Below are 15,241 nucleotides of genomic sequence, written 5' to 3'. Positions count from 1 at the left end.
GGAGGCGACCGGACGGCCGCGTCCCCCAGTTTCCCTCGCCGGTTGCGGGCCGGGTGCGGCTCAGGGGGCGGACGCCGCCGGTCACGAGCCGGGCGCGGCTCATCGTGCGCGTCGCCGGTTGCGGGCCCGATCCGGCTCAAGGGGCAGGCGCCGCCCGTTCCGGGCGGGCGCGGCTCAAGAGGCGGACGCCGTCAGACCGCCGGGGAGCCGGGCGGCGAAACCCTCCAGGTCGGCCCGGGTCAGCCCGCTCAGGCGGGCCACCTCGCCGGTGTCCAGGGCGCCGCAGTCCAGGCCGCGCAGCAGGTAGCCGCTGAGCGCCTTGGCGGTGGCGGGCTCGTCCATGACGTCGCCGCCGGTGCGGTGGACGTAGCGGGACAGCCGGTCCGCCGCCTGCGCGAAGCCCTCGCGGTAGAAGGCGAACACGGCCGCGTAGCGCGTGGGGAGGTGGCCGGGGTGCATGTCCCAGCCCTGGTAGTAGGCGCGGGCCAGGGCGCGGCGGGTGAGGCCGTAGTGCAGCCGCCAGGCGGCGTGCACCTTCTCCGTGGGGCCTACCGGCAGGACGTTGGTGGAGCCGTCCGAGACGCGGACGCCGGTCCCGGCCGCGGCGACCTGCATCACGGCCTTGGCGTGGTCGGCGGCCGGGTGGTCGCTGGCCTGGTAGGCGGCGGACACGCCGAGGCAGGCGCTGTAGTCGAAGGTGCCGTAGTGCAGGCTCGTGGCGCGGCCCTCGGACGCCGTGATCATGCGGGCGACGGCGGCGGCGCCGTCGGCGGCCAGGATGGACTGGCTGGTCTCGATCTGGATCTCGAAGCCGAGCCGGCCGGGCGCCAGTCCGTGCGCCTCCTCGAACGCCTCCAGCAGCCGGACCATCGCGGTGACCTGCTCGGGGTACGTCACCTTCGGCAGGGTCAGGACCAGGCCGTCGGGCAGCGCGCCGGCCGCCGTCAGGCCGGTGAGGAACACGTCGAGAGTGCGGATGCCCCGCTCCCGCACCGGCGCCTCCATGCCCTTGGCGCGGATGCCCATGGACGGCGCGGCGGCGCCCTCGGCGTACGCCTCGGCGATCAGCCGGGCCGCGCGGGCGGCCGCCTGGTCCTCCTCGGCGTCGGGCCGCGTCCCGTAGCCGTCCTCGAAGTCGATGCGGAGATCTTCGATCGGCTCGCGCTCCAGCTTGGCGCGGACCCGGGAGTAGACCGGACCGGCGAGTTCGTCGGGCAGGCCGAGGACGGCGGCGAAGGAGGCGGCGTCCGGGGCGTGCGCGTCGAGCGCGTCGAGGGCCCGGTCGCCCCAGGAGCGGAGGGTGTCGGCGGCGACGGCGTCACCGGGGACGTAGACGGTGTGGACGGGCTGGCGGGTCCCCGGGTCGCCCGGGTAGCGGCGCGCCAGTTCGGCGTCGACCGGCGCGAGGGAGGCGTTGATCCGCGCGCTGACCGCGCCCGCCAGGCTGGTCGCGACCCGCTCCCGCTCGCCCTGCGCCATGCCCGCGCCCTCCTGCTGTCCGTTCCGCGCGATCCGCGGTCCGCCGTCCGTGGCGCGAAGCTATCCGTGGATCTCCCGAGGGTCAACATCCGTCCGCGGCCCGGCCGCAGGGCGCTCGCGGACGGTCCGGCGGACCCTCGGGAGCGCCTTCCCGGCGCACACGACGATGCCCCCGTGACCGGGCGGGTCACGGGGGCATCGTCGAGGACCTGGGCCGGTCCCGGTGACGCGAAGCTCAGCCCTTGCGGGTCTTGATCTCCTCGGTGAGCTGCGGGACGACCTCGAACAGGTCGCCCACCACGCCGTAGTCGACCAGGTCGAAGATCGGGGCCTCGGGGTCCTTGTTGACGGCCACGATCGTCTTGGAGGTCTGCATGCCGGCCCGGTGCTGGATCGCGCCGGAGATGCCGTTGGCGATGTAGAGCTGCGGCGACACGGACTTGCCGGTCTGACCGACCTGGTTGGTGTGCGGGTACCAGCCGGCGTCCACCGCCGCACGCGACGCGCCCACCGCGGCGCCCAGCGAGTCCGCCAGCGCCTCGATCAGCGCGAAGTTGTCCGAGCCGTTGACGCCGCGGCCGCCGGAGACCACGATCGCCGCCTCCGTGAGGTCCGGGCGGCCCGTCGACTCGCGCGGCGTGCGAGCGGTCACCTTGGTGCCCGTGGCCGCCTCGGAGAAGGACACCTCCAGCGCCTCCACCGCGCCCGCGGCGGGGGCGGCCTCCACGGCCGCGCTGTTGGGCTTGACCGTGATCACCGGGGTGCCCTTGGACACGCGGGACTTGGTGGTGAAGGACGCGGCGAACACCGACTGCGTGGCCACCGGGCCCTCGGCGCCGGCCTCCAGGTCGACGGCGTCGGTGAGGAGACCGGAGCCGATGCGCAGCGCCAGACGGGCGGCGATCTCCTTGCCCTCCGCGGAGGTCGGGAACAGGACGGCCGCCGGGGACACGGCCGCGACGGCGGCCTGGAGGGCGTCCACCTTCGGCACGACCAGGTAGTCGGCGTACTCGGAGGCGTCGTGCGTGAGGATCTTCACCGCACCGTGCTCGGCCAGCGCGGCGGCGGTGTCGGCGGCGCCGGCGCCCAGCGCGACGGCGACGGGCTCGCCGAGGCGGCGGGCCAGCGTCAGCAGCTCCAGGGTGGGCTTGCGGACGGCGCCGTCCACGTGGTCGACGTAGACGAGGACTTCAGCCATGGGACTTCTTCTCTCCTGCTTGCGAAGTATGCGGGGGCGGTCGGCGACTGCGGGCTCAGATGAACTTCTGGCCCGCGAGGTACTCGGCGAGCTGCTTGCCGCCCTCGCCCTCGTCCTTGACGATCGTGCCCGCGGTGCGCGCCGGGCGCTCGGCCGCCGACTCGACCGCGGTCCAGGCGTTCGCCAGACCGACCTCGTCGGCGTCGATGTCCAGGTCGGACAGGTCCCAGGACTCCACCGGCTTCTTCTTGGCCGCCATGATCCCCTTGAAGGAGGGGTAGCGCGCCTCACCCGACTGGTCGGTCACCGAGACCACCGCCGGAAGCTGCGCCTCAAGGCGCTCCGAAGCGGTGTCGCCGTCGCGGCGGCCGGAGACGACGCCGCCCTCGACGGACACCTCGGACAGCAGCGTGACCTGCGGCACGCCCAGACGCTCGGCCAGCAGCGCCGGGACCACGCCCATGGTGCCGTCGGTGGAGGCCATGCCGGAGATCACCAGGTCGTAGCCGGCCTTCTCCACGGCCTTGGCCAGCACCAGCGAGGTGCCCAGCGCGTCCGTGCCGTGCAGGTCGTCGTCCTCGACGTGGATCGCCTTGTCGGCGCCCATCGACAGCGCCTTGCGCAGCGCGTCCTTGGCGTCCTCCGGGCCGACGGTCAGCACGGTGACCTCGGCGTCGTCGGCGTTCTCGGCGATCTGGAGCGCCTGCTCGACCGCATACTCGTCCAGCTCGGAGAGCAGACCGTCCACGTCGTCCCGGTCGACGGTCAGGTCATCGGCGAAGTGCCGGTCGCCAGTGGCGTCGGGCACGTACTTCACAGTGACAACGATCCTCAAGCTCACGCCGGCTCTCCTACTGCATCGTCATTTCGGGGCTGCCTTCCACCAGGCAGCATAGGCGCCTCAAGCGGCCGATCCCGGTGGGGGCGACCCGGCGCTCCTCCCAGAATATTACTCACCAGTACACCTAGTTCCTGCCCGCTAAGCAAGCGCTTTGAACTGTGACCTTCGCAACGCAGCGTAACCGGAACCCGGCGGTCGCGCAGGCGCAGGCGCAAGGGCGCCGGGGAGATGCGGGGGCGCCGGGGAGATGCGGGGGCGCCGGGGAGGTGCGGGGGGGGGGGGGGGGCGGCCTCAGTCGCGCAGGCCGTTGAAGCGGCCCTGGTGGTAGAGCAGCGGCCGGCCGGCGCCCGCGGACTCGCCGAGGGTCACCTCCGCGATCACGATGCGGTGGTCGCCCGCCGGGACCCGCGCCGCCACCCGGCACACCAGCCAGGCCAGCACGCCGTCGAGGACCGGCACGCCTTCGGGGCCCTCGCGCCAGGAGGTCGGCGCGGCGAAGCGGTCGGCGCCGCTGCGGGCGAAGAGGGCCGCGAGTTCCGCCTGGTGCTCGCCGAGTATGTGGACGCCGATGTGCTCGGCGTGGGAGATCGTCGGCCAACTGGAGCTGCCGGCCCCGACGCCGAAGGAGATCAGCGGCGGCTCGGCCGAGACGGAGGTCAGCGAGGTGGCGGTGAAGCCGACCGGTCCTGCCTCGCCGCGCGCCGTGACCACCGCCACGCCCGCCGCGTGCCGCCGGAAGACGGAGCGCAGCAGATCGGGAGAGGCGGGCCGGGAGAGCCGGGAGAGCGGGGAGGGCGAAGAAGCGGCGGAGGCGGCGGAGGCGAGAGGGGACGGGGCCGTCATCGAACTGTCCTTCTGCTGGGCGGAAGCGCGGGATCCGTGGCTGCTCAACAGCCCGGACAGCGCCCGCTCGCAGTGCGGGCGGGGATCGCCGCCCCGTGGCGATCGCACTCGGAGAGCCCCAGCAGTAGTTCCCATGACATGAGGCCAGGTTGAGGATAGGTGGTGCACACAGTCAAGTGCGTCCCAGCATCCGGGAGGTGGGGCGGCGTCACGTCCCGGTGCTTCACAGCGCCTCCTCCAGCGCCGCCAGGACGTCGGCCGTACGCGGTTGCCCGGCGGCCCGCCGCACGATCCGGCCGTCCGCGTCGAGGACGAGCACGGTCGGCGTCCTGACGACGTCGAGCGCGCGCACCAGGTCCAGATGGGCCTCGGCGTCGACGTCGACGTGGGCGACGCCGGGGACGAGGGCCGCCACCTGACCGAGCACCCGCCGGGTCGCCCGGCAGGGGGCGCAGAAGGCGCTGGAGAACTGCACCAGCGTGGCGCGCTCCCCCAGATCGCCGCCCAACTCGGCCGCGCCCAGCCGTCCGCCGTCGTCCTGCCCGCGCACGCGAGTCCTCCCGCTCCGTCCCGACCGGTCGCCTTCCGGCCGGTCATCGCTACAGCGTTCCCGAGACGGCGGGGATTCCCACCCCTCGACTCGGGTCTCCCTCCCGCACCGCTTGCCCCTCGGACGCCGGCGCAGGCGGGCGCGCCGCGCCACGGCCGTCCACCCCCGCCCCGGGGTTCGCCCACGCCGCACCGGCCGCCGTCGTCACGGCGGGTGACGGTGGGTGAGGAGTGCGCACTGAGGCGCCGTCGGACGGGCGCAGCACGGAGCCGGAGGAGGGAGACGTGACGAGAATCTCGCCCCGGACGGGCACGCAGACTGGCTACCGGGCCGTTCTTCAGGCACGATCTGCGACAGGCCGTAAACCTACGGCAGCGTAACTTCCGCCGGGATTCACCCCTTCCCAGGCAGACAGAAGGGTCCGCCCCGCCCATGGCCGAGCTCGTCTACCGTCCCGTCATCGGATTCGCCCGCACGATGTTCAAGGTGTGGGACCTCCGGATCGACTGCCGTGGGTCGGAGAACATTCCGCGCTCGGGCGGCGCCGTGCTGGTGAGCAATCACATCAGCTACCTGGACTTCATCTTCGACGGACTGGCCGCCCTCCCGCAGAATCGCCTGGTGCGCTTCATGGCCAAGGAGTCCGTGTTCCGGCACCGGATCTCGGGGCCGCTGATGCGCGGCATGAAGCACATCCCGGTGGACCGCAGCCAGGGCGAGGCGGCCTACGCGCACGCCCTTGACTCGCTGAAGTCCGGCGAGGTGGTCGGGGTGTTCCCCGAGGCGACCATCTCGGAGTCCTTCACGCTCAAGAGCTTCAAGTCCGGCGCGGCGCGGCTGGCCCAGGAGGCCGGGGTCCCGCTGATCCCGATGGCCGTGTGGGGCACCCAGCGACTGTGGACCAAGGGCCAGCCGCGCAACTTCGGGCGCAGCCACACCCCCGTCACGATCCGGGTGGGCGAGGCGCTGGAGGCGCCGCGCGACCAGTACGCGGGCGCTATCACGCGCCGACTGCGCGAGCGCGTCCAGGAGTTGCTGGAGGCCGCCCAGCGCGCTTACCCGGTGCGCCCCCGGGACGCCCAGGACACCTGGTGGATGCCCGCCCACCTCGGCGGCACGGCCCCGACTCCGGAGGACCTGCGCACGGCCGGGGCGCTCTGAGACGGCGACCGCTCCCCCACCCTCCCGCACCACCCGCACCACCGCGCCACCGCGCCACCCGCACCGGCGACGCCTCACGCGCCGCCCGCGTATCGCGTGCCGCCCGCACCGCCCATGAGCGACCGGCGCCGCGCCGACGCGAGCCGCTGTGAGGCGTCAGCGGGACGGCTCCGGCGCCCGTACGGTGATGCGCGCGCCGGGACTGAACTTCTCCAGCGACTCGGCGAGTTCGACCGCCGCGGCCTGCACCTGCGGCACCGGCATGGGGGCCAGGCTCTCCAGCAGGAAGACGGCGGAGGCGGTCCGCTCGGTCAGACGGGTGCGCGGACCCTGGCGCCAGTTCCAGCGGCGGCAGGTGACGCCGGCCTCGTCGCGCCACACCGCCTCGCCCGCGTCCGGGTGCTCGACGACCTCCTCGCCTCCGGCCACCGTCGGGAAGTCCTCCTCGCCCGTGGCGCGCACCAGGCTCATGGCGCCCTGGATCAGGTCGAGATCCTCCCCGCCGACCGGGATGAGGTGCGCGACGCTGACGGCGTTGTAGAGGTCGACGAGGACGTTGACGCGGGGCAGACCGGCGTCGGACAGGGCGCGCTTCGCCAGCGCCTCGGCGGAGTTGCGGGTGCGGGACGGCTTCGATCCGAACGCCGTGTACACCTCGCGCCAGGCGGCCATGTGCGCGTCCTCATGCGGCGCCCGGCCGTCCAGACGCGCGGCCAGACGCCTGGCCGCGTCGTCCAGCAGCGCCGAACTGGCCTCGCTGCTCGGCCCGTTGACCAGGCCGTGCGCTTCGACGGCGACGTGCGTGAAGCCGGGCGCGAGGGCGCGGACCTCGTCGGACACGATGAGTGTGAGCGTCATGTTCTCTCGCCTCGTGATCGGAGTGCGGCAGCGGGGTCCTCGACGGCTCTGGTGGGCCGGGCGGCCCCCAGGGCACTCGGGACGAGCGGGCGAGGTTCAGCATACAACACTGAAAAGTGCATCTCATTGGACTGTCGTCCTCGCGATGAACCGCTGGCGCCTCGCGGCGCCCCGGATCCGCTCCCCCTCACCTCCCCCGGTCCTCCGGCCGCCCGGCCCCCGGCCCCCGGCCCCCGGACACGACGATGCGGCCACTCGCCTCTCTAGGCGTGTGACCGCATCCCTTCGCGCCGTTCCGACCGGAGCGCGTGGCTACCGGCGCGCCATCTCCTCCTTCAGCGCGGCCACGAACGCGTCCACGTCGTCCTCCGCCGTGTCGAAGGAGCACATCCAGCGCACGACCCCGGCGGTCTCGTCCCAGAAGTAGAAGCGGAACCGCTTCTGCAAGCGTTCGCTCACGTCATGCGGCAGCTTGGCGAAGACGCCGTTGGCCTGCACCGGGTAGAGGATCTCCACCCCGTCCACCGCCCGCACGCCCTCCGCGAGCCGCTGGGCCATCTCGTTGGCGTGCCGGGCGTTGCGCAGCCACAGGTCCTTGGCGAGCAGCGCCTCCAACTGCACCGACACGAAGCGCATCTTGGAGGCGAGCTGCATGCTCATCTTGCGGATGTGCTTCATCCGCCGCACGGCGCCCTGGTCGATGACCACGACGGCCTCGCCGAACATGGCGCCGTTCTTGGTCCCGCCCAGCGACAGCACGTCGACGCCGGCCGCGTTGGTGAACGTCCGCATGGGGACGTCCAGGGAGGCGGCCGCGTTGGCGATCCGGGCGCCGTCCAGGTGCACGCGCATGCCGTGCGCGTGGGCGTGCTCGCAGATCGCGCGGATCTCCCCGGGCGTGTACAGGGTGCCCAGCTCCGTGCTCTGGGTGATCGACACGACCTGCGGCATCGCCCGGTGCTCGTCCTCCCAGCCGTATGCCTGCCGGTCGATCAGCTCGGGCGTGAGCTTGCCGTCCGGCGTGGGCACGGTGAGCAGCTTCAGGCCGCCCACGCGCTCGGGGGCGCCGCCCTCGTCGACGTTGATGTGCGCGCTCTCCGCGCAGATCACCGCGCCCCAGCGGTCGGTGAGCGCCTGGAGCGCGACGACGTTGGCGCCGGTGCCGTTGAACACCGGGTACGCCTCGGCGGACGCGCCGAAGTGGCCGCGGACGATCCGCTGGAGGTTGCCGGTGTAGTCGTCCTCGCCGTACGCGACCTGGTGGCCGCCGTTGGCCAGGGCCAGGGCGGCGAGCACCTCCGGGTGCACCCCGGCGTAGTTGTCGCTGGCGAAGCCGCGGACCTCCGGGTCGTGGTGGCGACGCGCGTCGGTCCGGGGAGGGTTCACGGCTTCTCGGTCAGCCACAGGCGTTTCCCGTTCACTTCCGCGGCGGACTCGTCCCAGACGTCGGCGATGCCCTCGGCGAGGTCCTTGACGTCCGTGAAGCCCGCGAACTTCGCGTTGGGGCGGTCGGCGCGCATCGCGTCGTGCACCAACGCCTTCACCACCAGGATCGCAGCCGCCGACGTCGGACCGTCGGGGCCCCCGGCCTTGCGGAAGTAGTCGGCCATGGCCAGCGTCCACGCCTCGGCGGCCGCCTTGGCGGAGGCGTAGGCGGCGTTGCCGGCCGTGGGCGCGCTCGCGCCCGCCGCGCTGATCAGCAGGTACCGCCCGCGCTCGCTGCGCTGGAGCGCCTCGTGGAAGGCGAGGGAGGTGTGCTGCACGGTGCGGATCAGCAGCAGTTCGAGGAAGTCCCAGTCGTCGAGGCTGGTCTTGGTGAAGGTCTCGCTGCCGCGCCAGCCGCCGACGAGGTGGACCAGGCCGTCGACCCGGCCGAAGTCCTTCTCGATGTGCGCCGCCCAGTCGCGGGTGGACTGGAGGTCGAGCAGGTCGACCGTGTCCCCGATGACGCTGGCGCCGCCGGACGCGTAGCGGGCCGCGTCCACGGCCTCCGAGAGCCGCTCGGGGTCGTTGTCGGCGCCGATCACCGTCGCGCCCGCCTCCGCGAGCCGGAGCAGCGTCGCCCGGCCCGCGGGGCCGCCCGCCCCCGCCACCGCGATGACCGCGCCGCTCAGCGGCCCGTTCCCGTTCCCCATGGTCTCCTCCTGAGCGGTGTTCCCGCTGTTCTCGGTGCGGTCGCTCACGCGGCGATCCGCTCGGCGCCGTCGGCCGTGATGCCCTTGGTCGAGGCGATCACATTCTTGAGCCTCTTGGCCAGCGCCTCGAAGAACATGCTCAGCGGAAACTCGTCCGGAAGCACGTCGTCGACGAGCTTGCGCGGCGGCTGGGTGAGGTCGAGGGCGTCGGGGCCCTTGGCCCACTTGGAGCCGGGGTGCGGGGAGACGAAGGAGGAGACCAGCTCGTAGCCGGCGAACCAGTGCACCAGCTTCGGGCGGTCGATGCCGTCCCGGTACAGCTTCTCGATCTCGGCGCAGAGCTGGTTGGTGACCTGCGGGGCGCGCTCCCAGTCGATGGACAGCTTGTTGTCGGTCCAGCGCACCACGTCGTGCCGGTGGAGGTAGGCGAAGAGGAGCTGGCCGCCGAGGCCGTCGTAGTTGCGCACCCGCTCGCCGGTGACCGGGAAGCGGAACATGCGGTCGAACAGCACGGCGTACTGCACGTCACGGGCCTGGGCGACGCCGTCCGCCTGGAGCTTGACGGCCTCCTTGAAGGCGGTCAGGTCGCAGCGCAGCTCCTCCAGGCCGTACATCCAGAACGGCTGGCGCTGCTTGATCATGAACGGGTCGAACGGCAGGTCGCCGTGGCTGTGGGTGCGGTCGTGGACCATGTCCCACAGCACGAACGCCTCCTCGCACCGCTTCTGGTCGAGGATCATCGCGGCGACGTCCTCGGGGAGCTCCACGCCGAGGAGGTCCACGGCGGCGGCGGTCACCCGGCGGAAGCGGGCGGCCTCGCGGTCGCAGAAGATGCCGCCCCAGGAGAATCGTTTCGGCGCTTCGCGCACGGCGATGGTCTCGGGGAAGAGGACGGCCGAGTTGGTGTCGTAACCGGCCGTGAAGTCCTCGAAGGTGATGCCGCAGAACAGCGGGTTGTCGTAGCGGGTGCGCTCCAGCTCGGCCAGCCAGTCCGGCCAGACCATGCGCAGCACGACCGCCTCCAGGTTGCGGTCCGGGTTGCCGTTCTGCGTGTACATGGGGAAGACGACCAGGTGCTGGAGGCCGTCGGCGCGCTGCGCGGCGGGCTGGAAGGCCAGCAGCGAGTCGAGGAAGTCCGGCGTCTGGAAGCCGTCCTCCGCCCAGCGGTGCAGGTCCCGCACGAGCGCCTGGTGGTAGTCGGCGTCGTGCGGCAACAGGGGGGACAGCTCCGCGACGGCGTCGGCCACGCGGCGCACGAGGGACTCGGCGTCCGCGCGCGCGGGAGCGCTCTCGGCGTCGAGGTCTATGGAGCCGTCCTTCGACTGCCAGGGCCGGATCCGCTCGACGGCATCCTTGAGCACGGGCCACGCCGGGTGCTCGACCACCCTGCCCGACGGCGGAAGCTGTCCTTCCGCACCCATCTGCACAAGAATTTCCGTCATGATCCATCCTCCACGGGAGAAGCTCGCGTAAGGAGACCGTATACATACGAGGTTTCTCCCAGCAAGGGCGCCCTCCGGAAATTATCCTGCGCACCCTCGCCTTCACCGCTCATTTTCCTGTCCGGCGCCCGAGCGGCGGCCGCTCCCTGTGCGCCGTTCGGGTGACGGGCGGGGCGGCTGGGGCGGCGCCCCGCCGGGCGCCGGCCCGATGGGCGTCGCTCCCGCGCGGGAGCGTCCGTCCCGGCGGACACGCCCCCGCAGTCCCGCCCGTCACCCCACTGCTGCGCGCAGGCACGGGTTCACCGGCGTCGCGGGCGGTTAGGCTGCGGCTCTGCCGGGCGGACGACGGGGGTCCCCGCAGTCCGCGCGGGCGCCGAGCCGCCGTCGACGGAAGCGAGTTGAACCTTGAACTTCCTTACCATCGGTCACCGCGGAATCATGGGTGTCGAACCTGAGAACACCCTGCGTTCGTTCCAGGCCGCCCAGGAGGCCGGCCTCGACGTCATCGAACTCGATCTGCACCTGAGCAAGGACGGCGCCCTCGTCGTCATGCACGACGCCGACGTGGACCGCACGACCGACGGCAGCGGTCCGATCGCCGAGAAGACCCTCGCAGAGCTGCGGGCGCTCGACGCCGGACGCGGCGAGCGGATCCCCGTCTTCGAGGAGGTCCTGGACGCGGTGGACGCCCCGCTGCAGGCCGAGATCAAGGACGTGGCGGCGGCACGGAGCCTGGCGGAGGTGATGAACCGACGGCGCCTGGTCCCCCGGGTGGAGGTGCTGTCCTTCCACGACGAGGCGATCGCCGAGGTGGCCCGCCTGGTGCCCGGCGTCCGCACGGCGCTGGTGGCCGACCACTACGGCACGGAGGTCGTCGACCGCGCCGTGAAGGCCGGCGCGGCCACGCTCGTGCTCAACGTCCGCCGGCTCACCCTGGAGGTCGTCGAACGAGCGCGGGAGGCGGATCTGCGGATCGTCGCCTGGGTGGTGAACACCCTGGACCACCTGCGGCTCGTGCGCGCCCTCGAACTGGACGGGGCGACCACGGACTACCCGGACATCAAGCGCACAGGCCGCTTCACCGCGTGACGCCGCCCGGCGGCCTACGGCTCAGGCGAGATCCTTGACCAGCAGTTCGAAGCACAGGTCGTCGCGCAGGGGGACGCCGAAGCGCTCGTCGCCGTACGGGAAGGCGCTCGTTCTGCCCGTACGGCGGTAGCCGCGCCGCTCGTACCAGGCGATCAGCTCCTCGCGGACGGTGATCACCGTCATGTGCATCTCGCGCGCGCCCCAGGTCTCGCGGGCCTGTCGCTCGGCCTCGGCGATGATCAGCTTGCCGAGGCCCGCGCCCTGGAGCGCCGGGCTGACCGCGAACATGCCGAAGTAGGCGTGCTGCCCGCGGTGCTCGAGATGGCAGCAGGCGACCAGGCGGCCGTCCCGCTCCACCGTCAGCAGCCTGCTGTCGGCGGCCTCGATCACGGCCAGCACGCCCTCTGGGTCCGTGCGCTGCCCGTCGAGGATGTCCGCCTCGGTGGTCCAGCCGGCCCGGCTGGCGTCGCCCCGGTACGCCGACTCCACCAGCGCCACGAGGCCGTCCACGTCGGCGGGGGTGGCGTCGCGGAACGTCAGGGCGGCGGCGCGGGTGTCGGCGTTCATGGGAAGGAGTGCCTTTCGGTGCTCTGGCGCGGCAGGTCGGAGGAGAGGACCATCCTGCCACTAGGGTGCGGACGCATGGTGCATGTGCTCAGCAGCCGGACCCTGCTCCAGCCCTCGGACCCCGAGCGCTCGCGCGTCTTCTACGGCGAGCGGCTCGGCCTGACCGTCTACCGCGAGTTCGGCACGGGGCCCGAACGCGGCACCGTCTACTTCCTCGGCGGCGGGTTCCTCGAGCTGTCCGGCCGCTCCGACGCCCCGCGCTCCCCGGCCGTGCGGCTCTGGCTCCAGGTGGCGGACGTGGCCGCGGCCCACGAGGAGCTGCGGGCCGGGGACGTGGAGATCGTGCGGCCGCCGGTGCGGGAGCCGTGGGGGCTGATCGAGATGTGGATCGCCGATCCGGACGGCACGCCGATCGCGCTGGTCGAGGTGCCGGCGGACCATCCGCTGCGGTACCGCGCGTGAGGTCGCCGGTGCGGGTCGGCCCACGGCGTGCGGCGCGGCGCCCGGCCGCCGGTCGTCGGTCCGCTCCCGCTCTCGCTTCCGCTTCCGCTCGGGGCCGGGTCCGCGGCTGGCGGCCGGGCGCCGCGGTCCTGTGCGGCGGGACGCGGCCCTCCCGAGTAGGCTCAAAACCTTCGGGGGCGGCGCTCGAAGAGCGGCGCGCCGGTCGCCCGTTCCCGCGGCGTGATCTGCCGCGACGTCGCTGACCGGGGATACTCGGGGGCCGCCGCCGCGGTGCGGGCGCCCTGGTCCGCTGCCTCTCGCGGGACGCGCGGCCCGGTCGGTGCGACGTCCACGCGCGTGACGCGTAGCCGCCCCCGGGGAGCTCTCGTCTTCCGCACGGCATCCCGCTCCCCGGTCGCGAAGGTCTCGAACGCGGCGGAAACGCGGCGGAAAGCACTGGTGCCCGTCCCCGCCGGTCCGCCGCGAACGGGCGACGTCGTCGGCGGCACGAGGAGAGAACGGAGTGCGTCAGATGAAGTTGATAGCCCTCGAAGAAGCGTTCTGGTACGACGGGCTGGAGACCGACGGCACCATCGAGGGTCGCAGCCCGGTGAAGCCCGTCAAGCAGGCCGACTGGGAGCGGAGGCTGGGCGACTTCACGGAGTTCCGTCTCCCGGAGATGGACGAGGCCGGCATCGACATGCAGGTGCTGTCGCTGACCGCTCCCGGCATCCAGATGCAGCCGGATCCGAAGGTCGCGGTGGCCGACGCGCGTGCGGCCAACGACTTCCTCGCCGCCGTCGTCCGCGAGCGCCCGGACCGGTTCCAGGGTCTGGCCGCCGTCCCTTTGCAGGATCCGGACCAGGCCGTCGCCGAGCTGCGCCGCGCCGTGGACGAGCTGGGCCTGTGCGGGGTCCTGGTCAACGATCACACGCTGGGCCACTACCTGGACGAGCCGCGGTACGCGCCGTTCTGGGAGGCGCTCCAGCAACTCGGCGTCGCGCTCTACCTTCACCCGAACCCGGTGCCGTCCGACGCCTGGCACGTGCTGGAGGGTTACCCGGGCCTGGACCACGCGCTGTGGAGCTGGAACCACAGGACCGGTGGACACGCGCTGCGGCTGATCTTCGGCGGCGTCTTCGACCGGTTCCCCGGCGCGCAGGTCATCCTGGGCCATATGGGCGAGTTCCTGCCCGCCCAGTTGTTCCGCGTCGACATCCGGTTCCGCGACCTCGACCCCCAGTACCAGAACCATCTGGAGAAGCCGCCCTCCGCGTACTTCGGCGCCAACATCGCCATCACGACGTCCGGCGTGTTCTCGCACCCGGCCCTGATGGACGCCGTCCAGACGATCGGCGTCGACAACGTGATGTTCTCGGTCGACTACCCCTACGAGGAGAGCGTGCCGGCGGCGGAGTTCATGCGCACCGCCCCACTCGCCCCCGCCGACAAGGCACGCGTCGCGTACGGCAACGCCGAGCGCATCCTGCGACTCGACCGGTAGGCCCGCCTCCGTAGGTCCGCTCGGCCTACGGGGCTTCGCTCGGCCTCCGGGGCCTGCACCCGGCCTCCGGGGCCTGTACCCGGCCTCCGCTCGGCGAGACCGGGCCGAGTGGGGAGGGCGCCCGAGGCGAGGGTCCCGGCGTGAGCGCTCCCACCGACCGCACGTGTCCCGGTGGCCACCGTGGGTGACCGGCGTTAGCGTGCTGAGGGCAGGAGTGAGCCTTCCCGGAGGAGTGCCATGGAGTTCGACAAGCCGGTGATCGGCGGCCCCTGCTGGGCGGAACTGGGGACCAGCGACCTGGACGCGGCCAAGCGGTTCTACGGCGAGGTGTTCGGCTGGCGGTGCGACGCGGACACCCGTCCGGAGCTGCTCGGGTACACCGTCGCCCGGCTGAAGGGCGCGGCGGTCGCCGGACTCGGACCGCTGTACCGGCCCACGCAGCCGGTCGCCTGGAACGTCTCGTTCGCCGTCGCCGACGCCGACACGGCCGCGAACCGGGTGGCGGAGGCCGGCGGCACGGTGATCCGCGGCCCCATGGACGTCTTCGACGAGGGCCGGCGCACCGTGGCCCTCGATCCGTCCGGCGCGGCCTTCCAGATGTGGCAGGCCCGGGACTTCCCCGGGGCCGGGGTGTTCAACCGGCCCGGCGCGCTGGGCTGGGTGGAACTGGCCACCCGGGAGGTCAAGCGGGCCCGGGACTTCTACACCGAGGTGTTCGGGTGGAGCGTCAACGCCTCGGAGTGGTACACGCAGTGGGGGCTGCACGGCATGGACTTCGGCGGGGTGACGGCGCTGCACGAGGGCTTCCCGGCCGACGTGCCGCCGCACTGGCTGCCGTACTTCGCGGTCGAGGACGTGGACGCGACGGCGGAGGTGGCGGACCGGGCCGGCGGCCGTGCCCTCCAGGCGCCCACCTCCGTCGCCTCCGGTCCGCGCATCGCGGTGCTGCGGGACCCACAGGGCGCGGCGTTCGGCGTGTACCAGGCCGGGGACGAGGAGACCGAGGGGCCTGAGTCCTGGCAGGAGGCGCCCGCGGTGGACGAGGCCGGTCAGGCTGCGGCGGGGCCGGGCGGGACGGCTCCCGGACACGGTGGGGCGGCGCGGGGCGGCGGAGCCGGGTAAGGGCGCGGGGC

At 73.0% G+C, this 15,241-nt stretch carries 15 protein-coding genes; 5 read left to right on the top strand and 10 right to left on the bottom strand.

Annotated features, from left to right (window positions below; translation table 11 throughout):
• Window positions 1-174 precede the first annotated feature (174 nt).
• From ABZ861_RS11785 to ABZ861_RS11765, 5 genes are all read right to left on the bottom strand, one after another.
• On the bottom strand, window positions 175-1,479 hold the full coding sequence (locus tag ABZ861_RS11785) for an aldolase/citrate lyase family protein (protein WP_361627633.1): 1,305 nt from the start codon (window positions 1,477-1,479) through the stop codon (window positions 175-177).
• A 235-nt stretch (window positions 1,480-1,714) separates the two neighbouring features.
• Entirely contained in the window at window positions 1,715-2,677 is a 963-nt protein-coding gene (locus ABZ861_RS11780) for an electron transfer flavoprotein subunit alpha/FixB family protein (protein ID WP_361627630.1), read from the bottom strand.
• A 55-nt stretch (window positions 2,678-2,732) separates the two neighbouring features.
• Entirely contained in the window at window positions 2,733-3,518 is a 786-nt protein-coding gene (locus ABZ861_RS11775) for an electron transfer flavoprotein subunit beta/FixA family protein (protein WP_361627627.1), read from the bottom strand.
• Between the two features lie 291 nt (window positions 3,519-3,809).
• Complete coding sequence (locus tag ABZ861_RS11770) at window positions 3,810-4,361, bottom strand: flavin reductase family protein (protein ID WP_361627624.1); 552 nt, start codon at window positions 4,359-4,361, stop codon at window positions 3,810-3,812.
• 223 nt (window positions 4,362-4,584) lie between these two features.
• A complete protein-coding gene (locus tag ABZ861_RS11765; protein ID WP_361627621.1) occupies window positions 4,585-4,911 on the bottom strand; it encodes a thioredoxin family protein in 327 nt (108 codons plus the stop codon).
• Window positions 4,912-5,343: 432 nt separating this feature from the next.
• On the opposite strand from ABZ861_RS11765, the gene ABZ861_RS11760 reads away from it, so the two are divergent.
• Window positions 5,344-6,072 carry a lysophospholipid acyltransferase family protein gene (locus ABZ861_RS11760; RefSeq protein ID WP_361627618.1) on the top strand — a complete coding sequence of 243 codons (729 nt, stop codon included), beginning with the start codon at window positions 5,344-5,346 and terminating at the stop codon, window positions 6,070-6,072.
• 156 nt (window positions 6,073-6,228) lie between these two features.
• Here the strand turns inward: ABZ861_RS11760 and ABZ861_RS11755 are convergent, their stop codons facing one another.
• The 4 genes from ABZ861_RS11755 to ABZ861_RS11740 all read right to left on the bottom strand — a co-directional run bounded on the left by ABZ861_RS11755 (window position 6,229) and on the right by ABZ861_RS11740 (window position 10,507).
• Window positions 6,229-6,930 carry a phenylalanine--tRNA ligase beta subunit-related protein gene (locus ABZ861_RS11755; RefSeq protein WP_361627615.1) on the bottom strand — a complete coding sequence of 234 codons (702 nt, stop codon included), beginning with the start codon at window positions 6,928-6,930 and terminating at the stop codon, window positions 6,229-6,231.
• 312 nt (window positions 6,931-7,242) lie between these two features.
• The gene (locus ABZ861_RS11750; RefSeq protein WP_361627612.1) at window positions 7,243-8,316 is read right to left on the bottom strand and encodes a low specificity L-threonine aldolase; all 1,074 of its coding nucleotides are present in this window, start codon (window positions 8,314-8,316) and stop codon (window positions 7,243-7,245) included.
• Window positions 8,313-9,065, bottom strand: a complete 753-nt coding sequence (locus tag ABZ861_RS11745; RefSeq protein ID WP_361627896.1) for an SDR family oxidoreductase — start codon at window positions 9,063-9,065, stop codon at window positions 8,313-8,315. The genes ABZ861_RS11750 and ABZ861_RS11745 overlap by 4 nt, the downstream gene beginning before the upstream one ends.
• A gap of 44 nt (window positions 9,066-9,109) precedes the next feature.
• Entirely contained in the window at window positions 9,110-10,507 is a 1,398-nt protein-coding gene (locus ABZ861_RS11740; protein ID WP_361627609.1) for a DUF6421 family protein, read from the bottom strand.
• Window positions 10,508-10,912: 405 nt separating this feature from the next.
• On the opposite strand from ABZ861_RS11740, the gene ABZ861_RS11735 reads away from it, so the two are divergent.
• Window positions 10,913-11,596 carry a glycerophosphodiester phosphodiesterase family protein gene (locus ABZ861_RS11735; RefSeq protein WP_361627606.1) on the top strand — a complete coding sequence of 228 codons (684 nt, stop codon included), beginning with the start codon at window positions 10,913-10,915 and terminating at the stop codon, window positions 11,594-11,596.
• A 21-nt stretch (window positions 11,597-11,617) separates the two neighbouring features.
• On the opposite strand, the gene ABZ861_RS11730 is transcribed toward ABZ861_RS11735, so the two are convergent.
• On the bottom strand, window positions 11,618-12,163 hold the full coding sequence (locus tag ABZ861_RS11730; protein WP_361627603.1) for a GNAT family N-acetyltransferase: 546 nt from the start codon (window positions 12,161-12,163) through the stop codon (window positions 11,618-11,620).
• Between the two features lie 75 nt (window positions 12,164-12,238).
• On the opposite strand from ABZ861_RS11730, the gene ABZ861_RS11725 reads away from it, so the two are divergent.
• The 3 genes from ABZ861_RS11725 (at window position 12,239) to ABZ861_RS11715 (ending at window position 15,230) form a co-directional block, all read left to right on the top strand.
• On the top strand, window positions 12,239-12,625 hold the full coding sequence (locus tag ABZ861_RS11725; protein ID WP_361627600.1) for a VOC family protein: 387 nt from the start codon (window positions 12,239-12,241) through the stop codon (window positions 12,623-12,625).
• 511 nt (window positions 12,626-13,136) lie between these two features.
• Entirely contained in the window at window positions 13,137-14,108 is a 972-nt protein-coding gene (locus ABZ861_RS11720) for an amidohydrolase family protein (RefSeq protein ID WP_361627598.1), read from the top strand.
• 237 nt (window positions 14,109-14,345) lie between these two features.
• Entirely contained in the window at window positions 14,346-15,230 is an 885-nt protein-coding gene (locus ABZ861_RS11715; RefSeq protein WP_361627595.1) for a VOC family protein, read from the top strand.
• The last annotated feature ends 11 nt before the right edge of the window (window positions 15,231-15,241 follow it).

The sequence above is a fragment of the Streptomyces sp. NPDC046985 genome, assembly GCF_040644415.1.
In the GTDB taxonomy this organism is placed as follows: domain Bacteria; phylum Actinomycetota; class Actinomycetes; order Streptomycetales; family Streptomycetaceae; genus Streptomyces.
The sequence above is the reverse complement of the archived record's forward strand: the minus strand, read 5'-3'. Positions and strand labels throughout refer to the sequence as shown.

What these genes read in the sequence shown, in the direction of transcription:
- ABZ861_RS11785 (WP_361627633.1), bottom strand. Translation starts at nt 1,479, where the DNA reads ATGGCGCAGGGCGAGCGGGAGCGGGTCGCGACCAGCCTGGCGGGCGCG.
- ABZ861_RS11780 (WP_361627630.1), bottom strand. Translation starts at nt 2,677, where the DNA reads ATGGCTGAAGTCCTCGTCTACGTCGACCACGTGGACGGCGCCGTCCGC.
- ABZ861_RS11770 (WP_361627624.1), bottom strand. Translation starts at nt 4,361, where the DNA reads ATGACGGCCCCGTCCCCTCTCGCCTCCGCCGCCTCCGCCGCTTCTTCG.
- ABZ861_RS11760 (WP_361627618.1), top strand. Translation starts at nt 5,344, where the DNA reads ATGGCCGAGCTCGTCTACCGTCCCGTCATCGGATTCGCCCGCACGATG.
- ABZ861_RS11755 (WP_361627615.1), bottom strand. Translation starts at nt 6,930, where the DNA reads ATGACGCTCACACTCATCGTGTCCGACGAGGTCCGCGCCCTCGCGCCC.
- ABZ861_RS11745 (WP_361627896.1), bottom strand. Translation starts at nt 9,065, where the DNA reads ATGGGGAACGGGAACGGGCCGCTGAGCGGCGCGGTCATCGCGGTGGCG.
- ABZ861_RS11740 (WP_361627609.1), bottom strand. Translation starts at nt 10,507, where the DNA reads ATGACGGAAATTCTTGTGCAGATGGGTGCGGAAGGACAGCTTCCGCCG.
- ABZ861_RS11730 (WP_361627603.1), bottom strand. Translation starts at nt 12,163, where the DNA reads ATGAACGCCGACACCCGCGCCGCCGCCCTGACGTTCCGCGACGCCACC.
- ABZ861_RS11725 (WP_361627600.1), top strand. Translation starts at nt 12,239, where the DNA reads ATGGTGCATGTGCTCAGCAGCCGGACCCTGCTCCAGCCCTCGGACCCC.
- ABZ861_RS11720 (WP_361627598.1), top strand. Translation starts at nt 13,137, where the DNA reads ATGAAGTTGATAGCCCTCGAAGAAGCGTTCTGGTACGACGGGCTGGAG.
- ABZ861_RS11715 (WP_361627595.1), top strand. Translation starts at nt 14,346, where the DNA reads ATGGAGTTCGACAAGCCGGTGATCGGCGGCCCCTGCTGGGCGGAACTG.